This window comes from Pseudomonas sp. BRM28, assembly GCF_002939405.1.
GTDB lineage: Bacteria > Pseudomonadota > Gammaproteobacteria > Pseudomonadales > Pseudomonadaceae > Aquipseudomonas > Aquipseudomonas palmensis.
In genome coordinates, this window is the sequence record NZ_PEFV01000001.1 from 2368804 (window position 1) to 2387096 (window position 18293).

Genomic DNA, 18293 nt, shown 5'->3' on the forward strand with positions numbered 1-18293 from the left:
AACGTCCTGTTCGCGAGACGACAGCGCGGTGCGCGTCTCAGTTGACCTGCACCTGCCCGCCGCCCTCCAGGCGCGCGGAAAAGCTGACCTGACGCTTGATCCCGTCCAGCTCAAGCAGGCCTTCGATGCTGAAAGCCAGCTTGAGCTGATCGTGATCACGCGGCAGCGACACCACGCGCACATTGGTCAGGCGCGGTTCGTAGGCTTCGATGAACTGCTCGATGGCCTGACGCGCCTGGCTCAGCGCGTCATGCAGGCTCAGGCGCATGTCATTGAGGTCTGCCAGCCCGTAATCGGGCAGCGTCTGCACGCTGCCCGCACGGGTACTGAGCATCTTGCCCAGGTGCACCGCCACCGAGGTCATGGCAGCCCTCTCGCGGCTCCAGCCGCGACGCTTGTCGGCTTCGCCGCCCAGACGCTCGAAAAGGCTGCCATATCCGCTCATGTACGCGCCCCCGCTTACTCTTTATCCAGCTTGCCGACCAGCGACAGGGTGAAGTCGGCGCCCATGTACTTGAAGTGCGGGCGCACGTTGAGGCTGACCCGGTACCAACCCGGCTCCCCTTCAACATCGCTGACGATGATCTGGGCCGCGCGCAGCGGACGACGCCCACGCACCTCGGCGCTCGGGTTCTCCTGGTCGGCCACGTACTGGCGGATCCACTTGTTGAGTTCCAGCTCCAGGTCGGTGCGCTCCTTCCACGAGCCCAGCTGCTCGCGCTGCAGTACCTTGAGGTAGTGGGCCAGGCGGTTGACGATCATCATGTACGGCAGCTGGGTACCGAGCTTGTAGTTCAGCTCGGCGGCCTTGCCCTCGGCGCTGATGCCGAAGAACTTGGGTTTCTGCACCGAACTGGCGGAGAAGAAGGCGGCGTTGTCACTGCCCTTGCGCATGGTCAGGGAAATGAAGCCTTCCTCGGCCAGCTCGTACTCGCGGCGGTCCGACACCAGCACTTCGGTGGGGATCTTGGTCTCGATCTCGCCCATGCTTTCGAAGTGGTGCAGCGGCAGGTCTTCCACCGCGCCACCGCTCTGCGGGCCGATGATGTTCGGGCACCAGCGGAACTTGGCGAAGCTGTCGGTCAGCTTGGTGCCGAACGCATAGGCGGTGTTGCCCCACAGGTAGTGCTCGTGGCTGTTGGCCACGGTTTCCTTGTAGACGAACGACTTGACCGGGTTTTCCTCCGGGTCATAAGGGTTGCGCAGCAGGAAGCGCGGCACGGTGAGGCCGATGTAGCGCGCGTCCTCGGACTGGCGAAAGCTCTGCCACTTGGCAAACTGCGGGCCTTCGAAGTGGTCCTTGAGATCCTTGAGGTCCGGCAGGCCGGTGAAGCTTTCGAGGCCGAAGAACTTCGGACCGGCAGCGGCGATGAACGGCGCATGGGACATGCACGCAACGCTGGAGACGTACTGCATCAGCTTGACGTCGGGGGAGCTGGGCGACATGAAGTAGTTGGCGATGATCGCGCCCACCGGCTGGCCACCGAACTGGCCGTACTCTGCGGTATAGATGTGCTTGTAGAGACCGGCCTGCATGACTTCGGGCGAGTCCTCGAAGTCGTCCAGCAGGTCCTGCTTGGAGACGTTGAGAATTTCTATCTTGATGTTTTCGCGAAAGTTGGTGCGGTCGACCAGCAACTGCAGGCCACGCCAGGCCGACTCCAGCGACTGGAAGTCGGGGTGGTGGAGAATCGCGTCCATCTGGCGGCTGAGCTTGGCATCGATCTCGGCGATCATGCGGTCGACCATGGCCTTCTTGACCGGTTCGCCGTCGTTGTGCGGCTTGAGCAGCTCTTCGATGAAGGCCGACACGCCGCGCTTGGCAATGTCATAGGCTTCATCGTCGGGCGTCAGGCGGGTTTGCGCGATGATGTTGTCGAGAATGCTGTACTCGCCATCGGTGCTGCTGGTTTGCTGTGCTGCGCTGGTGCTCATGGTGTTCTTCCTTGACGGGGGAGGCTCAAGCGTCGGTGGTCGGCGTGGCGCTCAGGCCCAGTTCGCCGAGTACGCGGGTGCGCGACTCATCGTCGGCGAGCACGCCTTCGATGGCCTTGCGAAAAGCCGGTGCGTTGCCCAGCGGGCCCTTGAGTGCCACCAGCGCATCGCGCAGTTCCATCAGCTTCTTGAGCTCTGGCACCTGCTCGACCAGGCTGGCCGGGTTGAAGTCCTTCATGGAGTTGACCCGCAGGCTGATGCCCAGCTCATCGCTGGCGCTTTCGTCGTCCTGCAGGCGGTTGGGCACGCTGAGGGTCAGGCTCAACTCCTGCTTGGCGAGCACTTCGTCAAACGTCATCTTGTCGATGCTGATGGGCTTGCGGTCCTCTACCTTGCGTTCGTCCGGACGCTGGGTGTAGTCACCGATCGCGAGCAGCTTCAAGGGCAGTTCGATTTCTTCCTGGGCACCGCCCGTGGCAGGTTTGAACGTGACGTTGATGCGTTCCTTGGGGGCTACCGAGCCTTCTTTGGCCATGGCTTTTCTCCTTGCGTTTGCGGCCCGGGGGCCTAGTCGAGTACCACTTCGAGGTCGAGGTGGCACAGCCTGCGATAAACCTCATCCTTGCGTTCGCGCACGGCGTGGTTCTGCGGCAGCAGCTCACAACAGCTGTGCAGCAGACGCAGTACTTCCAGTGCCAGGTCCGGCTCCCACTGATGCAGGCCGGCCTGTTGCAGTTCGTGATCTAGGGCTTCGAGCTGGGTCTTGGCCAGTTCGTACTTCTTGGCCAGAAAGCACAGCCGCGCCTGGCTGAGCTGCCAGAAAAAGCGCACGCGCCCGCCTTGAGCCGCCTGCATGCCCTGCTTGAGTATCTGCACGGCAGGCTTGAGGCCGTCCTTGCGCAGCACGGGCAGCACCGCCTCCAGGGCCAGCTCCCAGGGTGGCAGGCTGGTCGCGAGGTCGGTCTCGACCTTGCGCGGTGCGCTGGTGCTCTGCAGGTGCGGCATGACGCTGGCGTTGATCCAGCCCCGCGTCGCCGGGTCGGCAAACGGCGTGCCGTCATGAAAGCGCAGCTCCACCACCCCGGGCAGGCGCTGCAGCAGTTGCGCGAAGTGGAACTCCACCTCGCGCATGCCCTGCTCGGCGTTGAGCTCCAGCAGGCACTCCCAGACCATGCGCTGGCCGTCGAACCAGAACGGCGACTTGGCCAGGCTGGCCTCGAGCTCCATCAGCAGGTCGGCGTACTGGCCGTTGGCAAAGCGTTCCTGGTAGATCTTCAGGCGGTCGACCGGCAACCCGCGCAGCACGGTCACCTGTTCGGCATTGCGCTCGGGCACCGCGTCGATCTGCAACCACAGCAGCGTGCGGTTGAGGCGCAAGGCGCGCACGTCGGTGGCCTTCTGCTTGAGCCACCAGTTCGATAACGGTCGAGCGCCATCCTGCAGGGTGCGTAACACCTTGTGCGCGTCTTTTTCGCTGTCGACGGGGGCGCCGGGGGTGAGCAACTGGGTGGCGGCCTGCTTGACCTGGGCCACGACCGCGCCCACGGCACCGGGTTCGGGCTGATTGTCGGCAGCACGTTGCACCATGCTCGACAGGCGTCGGCACAACGGCAGCAACAGCGGCGCCTCATCGCCCAGGTGCGTGGTCAGGGCTGCATCGAGCGCCTGCAGGCTGTCGACCAGGCGGCGGAACAGCGCCAGTTGCTCCTTGATCGCGACATTTTCACCCAGTACCTGCTCCAGGCGCGGCACCAGCCAGCCGATGGCCGCGGCCCGCGTGCGTGGCTTGGCCGGGTGCACCTGCGCCCAGTGCTGCTCGCACAGGTGCTGCAACAGCCCCACGCCGGCCAGCAGGCCCGGGAAGGATTCGCGTTGATACAACGCCCACGTCAACCAGGCGGCAACCCGCAGGTCCTTGGACTGTGTGCGCAGCAGCGTCTCGCTGTTCTCGAGCACGCGGAGCCAGTCGATCTGGCCGCTCTCGTGAACGGACTGAGCCTTGTTCAACTCGCCTTCCAGTGCTTCGTACTCACTGGAAAAACGCACGTCCTCGCCCGCAAAACAGTCTGGTGATACAGCCTGCCGGGCAACCTCGTGGTAACGAGCGTGCAACTTGCTTGAGTAGGACATCCTTGGCCTGTAGTTGGACTGCAGGCCCCGCGCCGACCGAAAAAGCCCAGGCGGCACGGGGCCTACCAAAACAGCGTCAAACACCCATCCGTGGGTTCGCTGCCTTAAGTGAGGGGGCACATCCTAGATAGGGAAATGGCACATTGCAATCAACACAGCGTGTGCAATTTGTATCAAAAAGCAGGAAACCATTCCGCTGACGAACAGGACTGGCACTTTGCCACACTTCAAGGCATGCTAGCCGCCCTTCGGGCGTGCAGCTTATAGTGCGCGCCTGGAACCGGGATGCGACAGGACTACCGCACACTGCGCCGCTTGTCGCTGCGTAGCGATCACCTGCCACAGCCTCACGCAGGAACAGCGTTTGACCAATCTGACTCAGCCTTCATCCCCGCGCAAAGCCACGAGTGCGTCCGGTTCGCCCTTGCGTGGCTCGCTCAAAGGCGCGTTGGCCATCCTGGTGCTGCTGTTGCTCGCGCTGCTGTTCTGGCAGGTGTTCGAACAGTTCCGCCATACCCAGGCCGATCGCCGCCAGCAGAGCCTGGATGCAAGTGCCGAACTGGCCAGCCAGCTCAACCTGAGCCTGGCATTGAACGCGCAAAAAGCCCTCACCCTGCTGCAACCCTACCCTGCCGCACCGGCCGTCACCGACCTGCCGCCGCTGCTCGAACACCTGCACGCACGCCTGCCCGCCCTGCGCAGCCTGGTGTGGGTGGACGCCCAGGGCGCGTTGCTGCGCGACAGCGCGGGCATCAGTGCCGACCGCAAGGCGCTCCAGGAGCTGCTGCACCTGGGCCAGGAGCGCCCGTACTACTTCAGCAACAGCGACGACAACAGCCTGGTCTACCTGCTGCTGCAGCACCCCGACAGCGACACCCGTGGCTATTGGCTGCTGCGCCTGGCCCCGGAGTACTACCAGCAACTGAGCCAACCCCTGGATCACGCCGCGCCACCGCTGTGGCTGCTGGAAAACAGCCGCACGGCCCAGGTCATCGATCGCCACGCGCCGCCGCTCGATGCGCGCGACGCCAGCATCGAGCCGCCGCAAAGCGTGCTGCTGGCGTACCTGGACAACAGCGACTGGCAACTGCGCGGCCTGTTCGATGCCGCCCACAGCCGCCAGCAACTGCTGCCGGCCTTGATCGGCAAGTGCGTGCTGGGCCTGGTGTGCGCGCTGATCCCGCTGCTGGCGCTGATCAGCATGCGCCGCCGCCACCGCGCCCTGCAGGAAGGTCGGCGACGCTATCAGGACATCTTCGAAGGCACGGGCGTGGCCTTGTGCGTACTCGACCTGTCGGGGCTGACCGAACTGCTGGAACGCCTGCGCTTGCGCAGCACAGCCGAGCTGGCCCAGCGCCTGGCCCAGGATGTATCGCTGCGCCACAGCCTGCTGGGCGAGCTGAAGGTTACCGAAGTCAATCAGGTGGCCCTGCAACTGCTGGGCGCCGGCTGCTGCGAGAGCGCCTGGCAGCGCCTGATCGAAGGCCACTCGCCGGGCGCCGACGGGGTGGGCATGCAGTTGGTCGAGGCAGTGGTGCAGGACCTGCGCCTGCTGGAGCTGGAAGTGCGGCTCAGCGACCCCCAGGGCCAGGACCAGCACCTGTGGCTGATGGTGCGCTTCCCCCAGGCACGGCGTGACTACCAGGCCGTGATCCTGAGCATCAGCGATATCACCAGCCGCAAGCGCGTGGAGCTGTCGCTGCTGGAGCGCGAAAGCTTCTGGTCGGACGTGGTGCGCACCGTGCCCGACCAGCTGTACGTGCAGGATGTGCACAGCCTGCGCATGATCTTCAGCAACCGCCACCTGGGCCAGACCCTGGGCTATTCGCGCAGCGAGCTGGCGCAGATGGGCGAGTACTTCTGGGAGGTGCTGCTGCACCCGCAGGACGCCGAGCTGTTTCGCCAGATGCGCCAGCAGCAGCGCCAGAGCGGCTATGTGGAGCAGTTGCATTGCCAACTGCGTTTTCTTCACCACGACCAGAGCTGGCGACGCTACGACATTCGCGAACAGGCCCTGACCCGCGACCCTGACGGCACGGTGCTGCGCATCATCGGGGTGGGCAAGGACGTCACCGACCAGATCGAGGCGAGCGAATCGCTGCGCGACAGCGAGCAGCGCTACCGCATGCTCGCCGAGAGCATCAGCGACGTGATCTTCTCCACCGACCCGCAGTTGCAGCTCAACTACGTCAGCCCTTCGGTGCAGACGGTACTGGGCTACGACGTGGCGTGGATCTTCGCCAACGGCTGGCAGTCGACCATTGCCAACCCGGCGCAGCTGACCGGCGTGTTCACCCTGTTCGAACGGGTCAAGCGGGCCCTCGAGGAACCCGCCGCGCTGGAACGCCTGCGCACCGAGGTGACCACCCAGCTGTTCCTGTTCGACTGTCTGCGCGCCGACGGCCGCAAGATCCCGATCGAGCTGCGCGTGGTACTGGTGTGGGACGAGCACAACCATTTCGAGGGCATCCTGGGCGTCGGCCGCGACATCAGCCAGCAACGCCGCGCCGAGAAAGACCTGCGCATGGCCGCCACGGTGTTCGAGCATTCCACCTCGGCGATCCTGATCACCGACCCGGCCGGCTACATCGTGCAGGCCAACGAAGCCTTCAGCCGGGTCAGCGGCTACGCGGTGAGCGACGTGCTCGACCAGTTGCCGAGCCTGCTCACCGTCGACGAACAGCAGGAAGCCCACCTCAACTACGTGCTCAAACAACTGCACCAGCGCGGCACCTGGGAAGGCGAGGTCTGGCTCAAGCGCCGCAGCGGCGAGCACTACCCGGCGTGGGTCGGCATCACCGCGGTACTCGACGACGAGGGTGACCTGGCCAGCTACGTGTGCTTCTTCACCGACATCAGCGAGCGCAAGGCCAGCGAACAGCGCATTCACCGCCTGGCCTACTACGACGCCCTGACCCACCTGCCCAACCGCACGCTGTTCCAGGACCGCCTGCACACCGCGCTGCAGCAGGCCGAGCGGCAGAAGGCCTGGGTGGTGCTGATGTTCCTGGACCTGGACCGTTTCAAGCCGATCAACGACTCCCTGGGGCATGCCGCAGGCGATCGCATGCTCAAGGACATGGCCGAACGCCTGCTCGACTGCGTACACGACGACGACACCGTGGCACGCATGGGCGGCGATGAATTCACCTTGCTGCTGCAACCCAAGGCCACCCGCGAAATTGCGCTGAACCGCGCGATCCACGTGGCCGAGCAGATCCTGGGCAGCCTGGTGCGACCGTTCGTGCTGGAGAACCGCGAGTTCTTCGTCACTGCCAGCATCGGCATCGCCCTCAGCCCGCAGGACGGCAGCGAGCTGAGCCAGCTGATGAAGAACGCCGACACCGCGATGTACCACGCCAAGGAGCGCGGCAAGAACAACTTCCAGTTCTACCAGGCCGACATGAACGCCAGTGCGCTGGAGCGCCTGGAGCTGGAAAGCGACCTGCGTCATGCGCTGGAGCAGAACGAATTCATCCTCTACTACCAGCCGCAGTTCAGCGGCGACGGCAAGCGCCTGACCGGTGCCGAGGCCCTGCTGCGCTGGCGCCACCCGCGCCGCGGGCTGGTGCCGCCGGGCGACTTCATCCCGGTGATCGAGGAGCTGGGGCTGGTGGTGGACGTGGGCGACTGGGTCATCAGCGAAGCCTGCCGCCAGCTCAAGGCCTGGCACCAGGCCAAGGTGCGAGTGCCCAAGGTGTCGGTGAACATTTCGGCGCGCCAGTTCTCCGATGGCCAACTGGGCACGCGCATCGCCACCATCCTGGCCGATACCGGGCTGCCGCCGGCGTGCCTGGAGCTGGAACTGACCGAAAGCATCCTGATGCGCGAGGTCAACGAGGCGATGGTGATCCTCGACAGCCTGAAGAATCTGGGGCTGAGCATTGCGGTGGACGACTTCGGCACCGGCTACTCGTCGCTCAACTACCTCAAGCAGTTCCCCATCGACGTGCTCAAGATCGACCGCACCTTCGTCGACGGTCTGCCCGAGGGCGAGCAGGATGCGCAGATCGCCCGCGCCATCATCGCCATGGCCCACAGCCTGAACCTGGCGGTGATCGCCGAGGGTGTGGAGACCCATGAGCAACTGGAGTTTCTGCGCGAGCACGGCTGCGACGAGGTGCAGGGCTACCTGTTCGGGCGGCCGATGCCGGCCAACCAGTTCGAGGCGCAGTTCAGCAACGAAACGTTGTTCATGTTCGAATGACGCATCGCGGGTCAAGCCCGCTCCCACAGGATGTTCTCGGCCCCCGAGAGCGGATACCAGACCTGTGGGAGCGGGCTTGACCCGCGATAAGTTCACACCGAGCCTGAATGAGCCCCGCTTGTCTGCGACATGATGCCCTTTCATATGCCAGACAAAAGCCGATGAGGTAGAATGCCCGCCTATTTCAGCACGATCCTTGAGGACCGCCATGTTCAGCCGTGATTTGACCATTGCCAAGTACGACGCCGATCTCTTTGCCGCCATGGAGCAAGAAGCTCAGCGCCAGGAAGAGCACATTGAGCTGATCGCTTCGGAAAACTACACCAGCCCTGCGGTGATGGAAGCTCAAGGCTCGGTACTGACCAACAAGTACGCCGAAGGCTACCCGGGCAAGCGCTACTACGGTGGCTGCGAATACGTCGACGTGGTCGAGCAACTGGCCATCGACCGCGCCAAGCAGCTGTTCGGCGCCGACTACGCCAACGTGCAGCCGCACGCCGGCTCCCAGGCCAACGCTGCCGTCTACCTGGCCCTGCTGTCGGCCGGTGACACCATCCTGGGCATGAGCCTGGCCCACGGCGGCCACCTGACCCACGGCGCGGCCGTGTCGTCCTCGGGCAAGCTGTACAACGCCATCCAGTACGGCATCGACGCCAACGGCCTGATCGACTACGACGAAGTCGAGCGCCTGGCGGTCGAGCACAAGCCGAAAATGATCGTGGCCGGTTTCTCGGCCTACTCGCAGGTGCTGGACTTCCCGCGCTTCCGCGAAATCGCCGACAAGGTCGGAGCCTACCTGTTCGTCGACATGGCCCACGTGGCTGGCCTGGTCGCCGCTGGCGTGTACCCGAACCCGGTACCGTTCGCCGACGTGGTCACCACTACCACCCACAAGACCCTGCGCGGTCCACGTGGCGGCCTGATCCTGGCCCGTGCCAACGCCGACATCGAGAAGAAGCTGAACTCCGCCGTATTCCCGGGCGCCCAGGGCGGCCCGCTGGAGCACGTGATCGCGGCCAAGGCGATCTGCTTCAAGGAAGCGTTGCAGCCTGAGTTCAAGGCCTACCAGCAGCAAGTGGTGAAGAACGCCCAGGCCATGGCCGGCGTGTTCATCGAGCGCGGCTTCGACGTGGTGTCGGGCGGTACTGAAAACCACCTGTTCCTGCTGTCGCTGATCAAGCAGGAAATCTCCGGCAAGGACGCAGACGCTGCCCTGGGCAAAGCCTTCATCACCGTCAACAAGAACTCCGTGCCAAACGACCCACGCTCCCCATTCGTCACTTCCGGCCTGCGCTTCGGCACCCCGGCCGTGACCACTCGCGGCTTCAAGGAAGCCGAGTGCAAGGAACTGGCGGGCTGGATCTGCGACATCCTGGACGACCTGAACAACGAAGCGGTGATCGACGCCGTTCGCGAGAAGGTCAAGGCCATCTGCGCCAAGCTGCCGGTGTACGGCAACTGATCGCAGGTACCTGATGTGAAAAAGCCCGGCTCCCAGCCGGGCTTTTTTGTGGCATCGCGGGTCAAGCCCGCTCCCACAGGATTTCATAGCCCTCCAGATGGGTAGTAAACCTGTGGGAGCGGGCTTGACCCGCGATGGGCCCTCAGGGGCGACCCAAGGCCTCGAACCCCTCGCGAATCTTCGCCTCGGGCAGGTCATCGGCAATGAACACCATCACACTCTCGCGCTGTTCGCCTTCGGCCCACTCGGTATCCCAGTCGAAGCCATAGAGCTTCAGCACGCCCTGAAACACCAGCCGCCGATCCTCGCCAGCAATGTTCAACACGCCCTTGTAGCGCAACAGCTGCTTGCCATGCGCCTCCAGCAATTGGTTCATGAACTCGCTCAGCCGGTCGATATCCAGCGGCACATCGGTACGCAGCACCATGCTGGAGATCCGGTCCAGGCTGTTGCCCGCCGCCACAACAGGCCGCAGGTTGAGGCTGGCGTTGAGGTTGAACCCGCGCACATCCAGCATCTCGGCCAGGTCGATCCTGCCGTTGTCCACCACACGGATCGGCGCACGTCGGTTGATCCGCGCCAGGCGCTGGCTCAAAGCCTCGAACGCGGCCGCATCGACCAGGTCGGTCTTGCTCACCAGCAGGCGATCGGCAAACCCGACCTGGGCCTGGGCGATGGTCTGGGTCAGGTGCAGGTCGGCATGCGCGGCATCCACCAGGGTGATGATGCCGTCGAGGATGTAGCGCTCGCGCAGCTCTTCGTCGATGAAGAAGGTCTGCGCCACCGGTGCCGGGTCGGCCAGGCCGGTGCACTCGATCACCAGCCGGTCGAAGGCGATTTCGCCGCTGTCCAGACGCTCCAGCAGCAGGAACAGCGCCTTGGTCAGGTCGGTGTGGATGGTGCAGCACACGCAGCCGTTGGCCAGGGTCATGACCTGCACCGGTTCGTCGCCCAGCAGTTGGGTGTCGATGCCGGCGTCGCTGAACTCGTTTTCGATCACGGCGATTTTCAGGCCGTGCTCGGCCTTGAGCAGGTGGCGCAGCAAGGTGGTCTTGCCGGCCCCCAGAAAACCGCTGAGCACGGTGACGGGAATGGGTTGCACGGAAAATCTCCTGAACACTGAAATGACTGTGGGAGCCCGGCTGCCCGGGCTCCCACAGGTTTGTCACACGCGGGCGGTGCCGTCTTTCAACAGCACTTGGGCCCGCCCTTGCCGCCGTAACGCGCCTCCTGGCGTTCCCGGAAGAACTCCTCGTAGGTCATCGGCGGCAGGTCGGGGTGCCGGGTTTGCATATGCTCGACGTAATTGTCGTAGTCGGGCATGCCGACCATCAGGCGGGCTGCCTGCCCCAGGTACTTACCCAGTCGACCGAGATCGTTGAACATGTCTGCAATCCTCTTGGTTTACGCGTCCGGCAAGGCCTGGAACGGCGATTCCTTGTCGGTACGTTCTTTCTTGTTCAAGGCGCGGATACCGACCTTGAGCGCGAAGAACAGGATGCTGAACACCACGAACAGGAACAGCGCGGTCAGCGTCGCGTTGGTGTACGCGTTGAAGATCACGTGCTGCATCTGCGCGATGTCCTTGGCCGGGGCCAGTACCTGACCGGCGTCCAGCGCCGCGCTGTACTTGTTGGCCAGGGCCAGGAAGCCCACCGCCGGGTTCGGGTCGAACAGCTTGATGAAGCCTGCGGTGGTGGTGCAGATCAGCAGCCATACCGCCGGCACCAGGGTGACCCACATGTACTGCTGGCGCTTCATCTTGATCAGCACCACGGTGCCGAGCATCAGCGCGATACCGGCCAGCATCTGGTTGGAGATGCCGAACAGCGGCCACAAGGTGTTGATGCCACCCAGCGGGTCGATCACGCCCTGGTACAGCAGGTAGCCCCACAACGCCACACAGCCGGCGGTGGCGAGCAGGTTGGCGCCCCACGACTCGGTGCGCTTGAGCGCCGGCACGAACGAGCCCAGCAGGTCCTGCAGCATGAAGCGCCCGGCACGCGTACCGGCGTCTACCGCAGTGAGGATGAACAGGGCTTCGAACAGGATCGCGAAGTGGTACCAGAACGCCATGGTGTTTTCACCCGGCAGTACCTGGTGCAGGATCTGCGCGATGCCCACCGCCAGGGTCGGCGCACCACCGGCACGGGCCAGCACGGTGTGCTCGCCGATGTCCCGGGCGACCGCCTCGAGCTGCTCGGGGGTGATGGCAAAGCCCCAACTGCTGACTGTCTGCGCCACCGACACCACGTCGGCACCGACCACCGCGGCCGGGCTGTTCATGGCGAAGTACACGCCCGGCTCGATCACCGAGGCGGCAACCATGGCCATGATCGCGACGAATGACTCCATCAGCATGCCGCCATAGCCGATGTAGCGGGCGTTGACTTCGTTGTCCAGCAGCTTGGGCGTGGTGCCCGAGGAGATCAGCGCATGGAAACCCGATACCGCGCCACAGGCGATGGTAATGAACAGGAACGGGAACAGGGTGCCCTTCCACACCGGGCCGGTGCCGTCGGTGAACTGGGTCAGCGCCGGCATCTTCAGCTCGGGCGCCAGCACCAGGATGCCGATGGCCAGGGCAATGATGGTACCGATCTTGAGGAAGGTGGAGAGGTAGTCACGCGGCGCCAGCACCAGCCATACCGGCAGCACGGCGGCGACGAAGCCATAGCCCACAAGCATCCAGGTGATCTGCACGCCGGTGAAGGTGAACGCCGGGCCCCACACCGGATCGGCGGCCACCAGGCCCCCCAGCCAGATGGACAGCAACAGCAGCACCACACCGATCAGCGAGATCTCGCCGATGCGGCCCGGGCGGATATAACGCATGTACACGCCCATGAACATCGCGATGGGGATGGTCGCCATCACCGTGAACATGCCCCATGGGCTTTCGGCCAGGGCCTTGACCACGATCAGCGCCAGCACCGCAAGGATGATGATCATGATCAGGAAGCAGCCGAACAGGGCGATGGTGCCGGGAATGCGGCCCATTTCCTCACGCACCATGTCGCCCAGCGAGCGACCGTTGCGGCGGGTGGACAGGAACAGGATCATGAAGTCCTGCACTGCACCGGCCAGTACCACGCCGGCGATCAGCCAGAGCGTACCGGGCAGATAGCCCATCTGCGCAGCCAGTACCGGGCCCACCAGCGGGCCAGCGCCGGCGATGGCCGCGAAGTGGTGACCGAACAGGATGTGCTTGTTGGTCGGCACGTAGTCCAGACCATCGTTGTTGAGCACCGCCGGGGTGGCCCGGCGCGGGTCCAGCTGCATCACCTTGGTGGCGATGAACAGACTGTAGTAACGGTAGGCGACCAGGTAGAGGGCTACCGAGGCAACCACAATCCACAAGGCGTTGATCGCTTCGCCACGGCGCAGGGCAACCACACCCAGCGCACAGGCCCCCAGGACTGCCAGCAGCAGCCATGGTATATGGCGTAGCAGGCTATTATTGTTGTTCATGGTTTGCTTCCAGCTAGTGGATATGAAAGACCGCCCATCGAGTCTAGGGCGAGTCTTGGCGCATTGCCATACTTGCTTTGGTCTAGAGCCTGCAGCCCCGCCCACAGTCTCGTTATGCGCGTTCGCGATCATGCTGGCAAGCCCTGAGCTATAGTCAGTCAGGTTCCAGCCAGGTTCTACTGCAAAGGGCCTCCACCATGAGCGATCACCCAGAACGCCGGCGCTTCCAGCGCATACCCTTCGATGCACCGACCGAACTGCTCCAGGGCGAACGACGCTGGCCGGTCAACCTGCTCGACCTGTCGCTCAAGGGCCTGCTGATCGAGGCGCCCAAGGCCTGGGACGCCGACCTCGAGCGGCCGTTCGCTGCGCAGATACGCCTGGGTGAAGAGGCGTTTGTCACCATGACGGTGGAACTGCGCCATGTCGACGACACCCAGCTGGGGTTTATCTGCGAGCACATCGACCTCGATTCGCTGGAGCACCTGTGCCGCCTGGTGGAGCTCAACCTGGCCGATCGCACCGAACTGGAGCGCGAATTCCATCAACTCATCGACATTTGAAATCTTTTAGCCCGCTACCGACCTGACCCCGCCCCGCCTTCCTGTCCACCCAGACAGCTTTCAAACAGCCGTTCATGCCACCGGACCCAGCCCTGGCGGGCCTGGTGCTGCGTGTTGGAACGATAACTGCATCCACGCCTGCACCCAAACCAATGACCTGACTGTTCCTGTGCCAATCTAAAAATTGTATACAATTGTTCTGGCAATGAATGGCACGAGTTGTCTACAGTAGCGCCACAACAATAAAACAGAGAACCTGCTCCCATGACTACGTCCTCCCCCGACACGTCCACGGCATCACGTCCTGAAGACGAGAACCTGGGGCTCGGCGCCAACCTGGCGTACGGGCTGCAACACGTACTCACCATGTACGGCGGTATCGTCGCGGTACCGCTGATTCTCGGCCAGGCGGCCGGCCTGGGCCCGGCCGACATCGGCCTGCTGATTGCCGCATCGCTGTTTGCCGGTGGCCTGGCGACCCTGCTGCAGACCCTGGGCCTGCCGTTCTTCGGTTGCCAGTTGCCGCTGGTACAGGGCGTTTCGTTTGCCGGCGTGGCCACCATGGGCGCGATTCTCAGCAGCGAGGGCGGCGGCGGCCTGCCGGGGGTGCTGGGCGCGGTGATGGCGGCCTCGTTGATCGGGTTTCTGATCACCCCGGTGTTCTCGCGCATCACCAAGTTCTTCCCGCCACTGGTGACCGGCATCGTGATCACCACCATCGGCCTGACCCTGATGCCGGTCGCGGCGCGCTGGGTCATGGGCGGCAACAGCAAGGCACCGGACTTCGGCAGCATGTCCAACATCGGCCTGGCGGCGGTGACCTTCCTGATCGTGCTGATACTGAGCAAGCTGGGCAGCGCGGCGATCTCGCGGCTGTCGATCCTGCTGGCGATGGTGTTCGGCACCCTGATCGCCTGGTCGCTGGGCATGGCTGATTTCAGCAAGGTGCTCGAAGGTCCGCTGGTGGCCTTCCCTACCCCGTTCCACTTCGGCATGCCGACCTTCCATATCGCGGCCATCCTGTCGATGTGCATCGTGATCATGGTGACCCTGGTGGAAACCTCGGCCGACATCCTCGCGGTAGGTGAGATCATCGACACCAAGGTCGACTCCAAGCGCCTGGGCGATGGCCTGCGTGCCGACATGGCCTCGAGCATCCTGGCGCCGATCTTCGGTTCGTTCACCCAGAGCGCATTCGCCCAGAACGTCGGCCTGGTGGCCGTGACCGGGGTGAAGAGCCGCTACGTGGTGGCTACCGGTGGCGTGATCCTGGTGGTGCTGGGCCTGCTGCCGATCATGGGCCGGGTGATTGCCGCCGTACCGACCTCGGTACTGGGTGGCGCGGGGATCGTGCTGTTCGGCACCGTGGCGGCCAGTGGTATCCGCACGCTGTCCAAGGTGGACTACCGCAACAACATGAACCTGATCATCGTGGCCGCCTCACTGGGCTTCGGCATGATCCCGATTGCCGCGCCCAACTTCTACGCGCAGTTCCCGAACTGGTTCGAGACCATCTTCCACTCCGGCATCAGCTCGTCGGCGATCATGGCGATTCTGCTGAACCTGGTGTTCAACCACTTCAAGACCGGCAACTCCGATCATCAGTCGGTGTTCGTGGCCGCCTCCGAGCGCACGCTGAACTACTCGGACATTTCCGGGCTGCGTGACGGCGACTACTTCGAAGACGGCAAGCTGTTCGATGCCGAGGGCAAGGAGATTCCGTTGCTGGAGAAGGATGAGCATGAGGGGCAGGTAGTGAGGCGAGAGACGGTGGCTGAGCATTGATAGTGCTCGGTTGATGAGGAAGGGCTGGTGCACGTGCACCGGCCCTTTTTGTGTGTGCCTGTTGGCCATCGGAAAGCGAATTTTATAAATATCAGGACACAACACTTCAATGTTTTATTTCTGACGACTTACAATTATATCCTTTTCAAAAAACTTCAAAACGCCGCCATCGAAATCTATTCGATACGCCCCTAACTTAAATCATAACTGAGAGACATATAATCTCCACAACCAGACACAATAAGACTTTCAAGATGCTTGCATACTGTTTTTTGATGACCCATCTATTTGAGACTCTTCAAAAAATCTCTAAGACCTTCTTTGGTAGCGGGGAAAACTAAAAGAGAACCGCCCCCACTTTTCCAGCCCCTAATGCTGCGCCTTCCTCATGCATAACAGCCTTTAATAGTGACCGTCTTGCCTCCTTGAGATTGGGTATGTTGTAGGAGTTTTTTAAGCGGCCCGACTAACTCGGCAGCCCCACCGTGACCATTGCCAATAAAACCTTTCGGTGTACCAACAGTAAAGTCATCAAATATGACCTCACCGGCATTCATCGTCACTTTCGGGAAGTACATTGCTAGCCCCCCATTAGCAGCATCAAATGAAGCCTTTCCAAGATCTGCTGCGAGAGGAGAGGTTGCTTTTGCACAAACTAATCAGTGACTATTTTTTGCATCAAGCTCGCGACCTTAGATTTAAGCATTTCATCGTCAAATTCATACTCTTCCCTTGATTCATCTGGCTCGTACATATCCGCAGCACAAAAAATGCTGGACAAGCACTCGCTCAACGAAGGCTCATCGAGCTGAAGGACATTCCTATCTCGCTCAATTTTCCAAAGCTCAATATACGCCTCCGAAAAAACTTTGGCTGTCAGTCTTCCTGCGACATACGATCTTGCAAACTCCAAGATAGTAAGACTCATCGCAAAACTCCATATTTAATAAAGCAGCGGGCATCGGCCGGCGCCGGTGCAGTCTGGGTTGGGGCGGTGCTGCCAGGCAGCTCCTTAAGTTCCTGCAGGCGCCGCTGCTGCTCTTCAAGCAACCGCCCCTGACGCTCGCGAATCAGTTCCTGGTCACCCGGCAAGCTCGCGGCCGATACAGGGTCAGCAAGGATGCCCAACAACAGCCAGAAGCAGGACAGCTTTGTGCCAGATACCAAAAACGCCATCTTCCCATCCCTGGAAGCAAAAAACGAAGGCGCGACAGTAGAGAGACAGAACAATGGCGCCAATTAGCCATCATGGCAAATTGATTACATTTTATTCAAACAACGCATCCAACGCCTGCTCCAGGCGCGTCACCGCAATCACCTGCAGCCCCGGCGGCGCTTCCTTGGGCGCGTTGCCCTTGGGCACGATGGCGCGCTTGAAGCCGTGCTTGGCGGCCTCCTTCAGGCGCTCCTGCCCGCTCGGCACCGGGCGCACTTCACCAGACAGGCCCACCTCGCCGAACACCAGCAGGTCGTGTGGCAGCGGGCGGTTGCGCAAGCTCGACATCACCGCCGCCATCAAGGCCAGGTCCGACGCGGTCTCCAGTACCTTGACCCCGCCCACCACGTTTAGGAACACATCCTGGTCGTGGGTGGGGATGCCGCCATGGCGATGCAGCACCGCCAGCAACATGGCCAGGCGGTTCTGGTCCAGGCCCAGGGTCACACGGCGCGGGTTGGCCATGTGGCTTTCATCCACCAGCGCCTGCACCTCCACCAGCATCGGCCGGGTACCTTCCCAGGTGGCCATCACCACGCTGCCCGGCACTTCCTCCTGGGCACGGGTGAGGAAGATCGCCGACGGGTTGGAGACTTCCTTGAGGCCGCGGTCGGTCATGCCGAACACGCCCAGCTCGTTGACCGCACCAAAGCGGTTCTTCACCGCGCGCAGCAGGCGCAGGCGACCGTCGGACTCGCCCTCGAAATACAGCACGGTGTCGACCATGTGTTCCAGTACCCGCGGCCCGGCCAACGCGCCCTCCTTGGTCACGTGGCCGACCAGGAAGATCGCCGTGCCGCTCTGCTTGGCATAGCGCACCAGCAAGGCGGCACTCTCGCGTACCTGCGACACGCCACCGGGCGCCGACTGCAACTGTTCGGTGAAGATGGTCTGGATGGAGTCGATCACCATCACCTTGGGCTTTTCGACCCGCGCGGTGGCAATGATGGTTTCGATGCAGGTCTCGGTCATCACCCGCAACTGATCCTGCGGCAGGCCCAGGCGACGGGCACGCATGGCCACCTGCTGCTGGGATTCTTCCCCGGTGACGTACAGCGCCGGCATGCGCGTGGCAATGTTGCACAGGGTCTGCAGCAGGATGGTGGACTTGCCGATGCCCGGGTCACCACCAATCAGCACCACCGATCCATCGACCAGGCCGCCACCGAGCACGCGGTCCAGCTCGGCGCTGGCGGTGCTGAAACGCGGGATCTCCTCGACACTGACCTCGGCCAGGGTCTTGATCTGCGCCTGTTGCCCGGCCCAGCCGGTGCGCCCGGCAGGCGCCGCAGCGCCGCCACTTTCGATCATGGTCTCGACCAGGGTGTTCCACGCGCCGCATTCGCCGCACTGGCCCGCCCACTTGGGAAAGGTCGCGCCGCACTCGGTGCAGCCGTACATGCGCTTGGCCTTGGCCATGGGGCAGTCTCCTGGAAAAAGGGGCCATGATAGCCGAGCCGACCCAGCTGCGGGGCGCCGCCTGGGCGACAAAACTATTCGGCATAGCCGGGGTCTTTTACTGCA

At 63.0% G+C, this 18293-nt stretch carries 15 protein-coding genes; 4 read left to right on the forward strand and 11 right to left on the reverse strand.

All coding sequences use genetic code 11. The annotated features are described in order from the left end of the window. Window positions 1-37: 37 nt before the first annotated feature. The 4 genes from tssE to tssA are packed head-to-tail and all read right to left on the reverse strand — an operon-like array spanning window position 38 to window position 4065. Entirely contained in the window at window positions 38-445 is a 408-nt protein-coding gene (gene tssE / locus CR917_RS11350) for a type VI secretion system baseplate subunit TssE (RefSeq protein ID WP_088513884.1), read from the reverse strand. A gap of 14 nt (window positions 446-459) precedes the next feature. Further along, window positions 460-1935 (reverse strand): type VI secretion system contractile sheath large subunit, encoded by a 1476-nt coding sequence (gene tssC, locus CR917_RS11355; RefSeq protein WP_043860559.1) that lies wholly within the window; start codon window positions 1933-1935, stop codon window positions 460-462. 25 nt (window positions 1936-1960) lie between these two features. After that, window positions 1961-2470 carry a type VI secretion system contractile sheath small subunit gene (gene tssB, locus CR917_RS11360; RefSeq protein ID WP_043860560.1) on the reverse strand — a complete coding sequence of 170 codons (510 nt, stop codon included), beginning with the start codon at window positions 2468-2470 and terminating at the stop codon, window positions 1961-1963. Window positions 2471-2502: 32 nt separating this feature from the next. After that, window positions 2503-4065 carry a type VI secretion system protein TssA gene (gene tssA, locus CR917_RS11365; protein WP_043860561.1) on the reverse strand — a complete coding sequence of 521 codons (1563 nt, stop codon included), beginning with the start codon at window positions 4063-4065 and terminating at the stop codon, window positions 2503-2505. A 364-nt stretch (window positions 4066-4429) separates the two neighbouring features. Between tssA and CR917_RS11370 the strand changes: the two genes are divergently transcribed. Both CR917_RS11370 and glyA read left to right on the forward strand, forming a co-directional pair. Continuing rightward, window positions 4430-8272, forward strand: a complete 3843-nt coding sequence (locus CR917_RS11370) for a bifunctional diguanylate cyclase/phosphodiesterase (RefSeq protein ID WP_104572299.1) — start codon at window positions 4430-4432, stop codon at window positions 8270-8272. 208 nt (window positions 8273-8480) lie between these two features. Beyond that, window positions 8481-9734: a serine hydroxymethyltransferase gene (gene glyA / locus CR917_RS11375; RefSeq protein WP_043860563.1), complete on the forward strand. Its 1254-nt coding sequence runs from the start codon at window positions 8481-8483 to the stop codon at window positions 9732-9734. Between the two features lie 142 nt (window positions 9735-9876). On the opposite strand, the gene yjiA is transcribed toward glyA, so the two are convergent. The 3 genes from yjiA to CR917_RS11390 all read right to left on the reverse strand — a co-directional run bounded on the left by yjiA (window position 9877) and on the right by CR917_RS11390 (window position 13205). Beyond that, complete coding sequence (yjiA, locus tag CR917_RS11380; RefSeq protein WP_162484866.1) at window positions 9877-10860, reverse strand: GTPase; 984 nt, start codon at window positions 10858-10860, stop codon at window positions 9877-9879. 62 nt (window positions 10861-10922) lie between these two features. Continuing rightward, on the reverse strand, window positions 10923-11120 hold the full coding sequence (locus CR917_RS11385) for a YbdD/YjiX family protein (RefSeq protein WP_043860565.1): 198 nt from the start codon (window positions 11118-11120) through the stop codon (window positions 10923-10925). 18 nt (window positions 11121-11138) lie between these two features. Continuing rightward, window positions 11139-13205, reverse strand: a complete 2067-nt coding sequence (locus CR917_RS11390) for a carbon starvation CstA family protein (RefSeq protein ID WP_043860566.1) — start codon at window positions 13203-13205, stop codon at window positions 11139-11141. A 197-nt stretch (window positions 13206-13402) separates the two neighbouring features. Here CR917_RS11390 and CR917_RS11395 point away from each other — a divergent pair, with 197 nt between their 5' ends. Both CR917_RS11395 and CR917_RS11400 read left to right on the forward strand, forming a co-directional pair. Continuing rightward, the gene (locus CR917_RS11395) at window positions 13403-13768 is read left to right on the forward strand and encodes a PilZ domain-containing protein (protein ID WP_058540734.1); all 366 of its coding nucleotides are present in this window, start codon (window positions 13403-13405) and stop codon (window positions 13766-13768) included. A 264-nt stretch (window positions 13769-14032) separates the two neighbouring features. Next, window positions 14033-15553: a nucleobase:cation symporter-2 family protein gene (locus CR917_RS11400; RefSeq protein WP_104572300.1), complete on the forward strand. Its 1521-nt coding sequence runs from the start codon at window positions 14033-14035 to the stop codon at window positions 15551-15553. A 386-nt stretch (window positions 15554-15939) separates the two neighbouring features. On the opposite strand, the gene CR917_RS27075 is transcribed toward CR917_RS11400, so the two are convergent. The 4 genes from CR917_RS27075 to radA all read right to left on the reverse strand — a co-directional run bounded on the left by CR917_RS27075 (window position 15940) and on the right by radA (window position 18188). After that, the gene (locus tag CR917_RS27075; protein ID WP_146095003.1) at window positions 15940-16131 is read right to left on the reverse strand and encodes a hypothetical protein; all 192 of its coding nucleotides are present in this window, start codon (window positions 16129-16131) and stop codon (window positions 15940-15942) included. A gap of 77 nt (window positions 16132-16208) precedes the next feature. Continuing rightward, window positions 16209-16481 (reverse strand): colicin immunity domain-containing protein, encoded by a 273-nt coding sequence (locus tag CR917_RS11405; protein ID WP_104572301.1) that lies wholly within the window; start codon window positions 16479-16481, stop codon window positions 16209-16211. Then, window positions 16478-16729 (reverse strand): hypothetical protein, encoded by a 252-nt coding sequence (locus CR917_RS11410; RefSeq protein ID WP_078481822.1) that lies wholly within the window; start codon window positions 16727-16729, stop codon window positions 16478-16480. Before CR917_RS11410 ends, CR917_RS11405 begins: the two co-directional genes overlap by 4 nt. 91 nt (window positions 16730-16820) lie before the next feature. After that, a complete protein-coding gene (radA, locus tag CR917_RS11415; protein ID WP_054916566.1) occupies window positions 16821-18188 on the reverse strand; it encodes a DNA repair protein RadA in 1368 nt (455 codons plus the stop codon). Window positions 18189-18293: the final 105 nt, after the last annotated feature.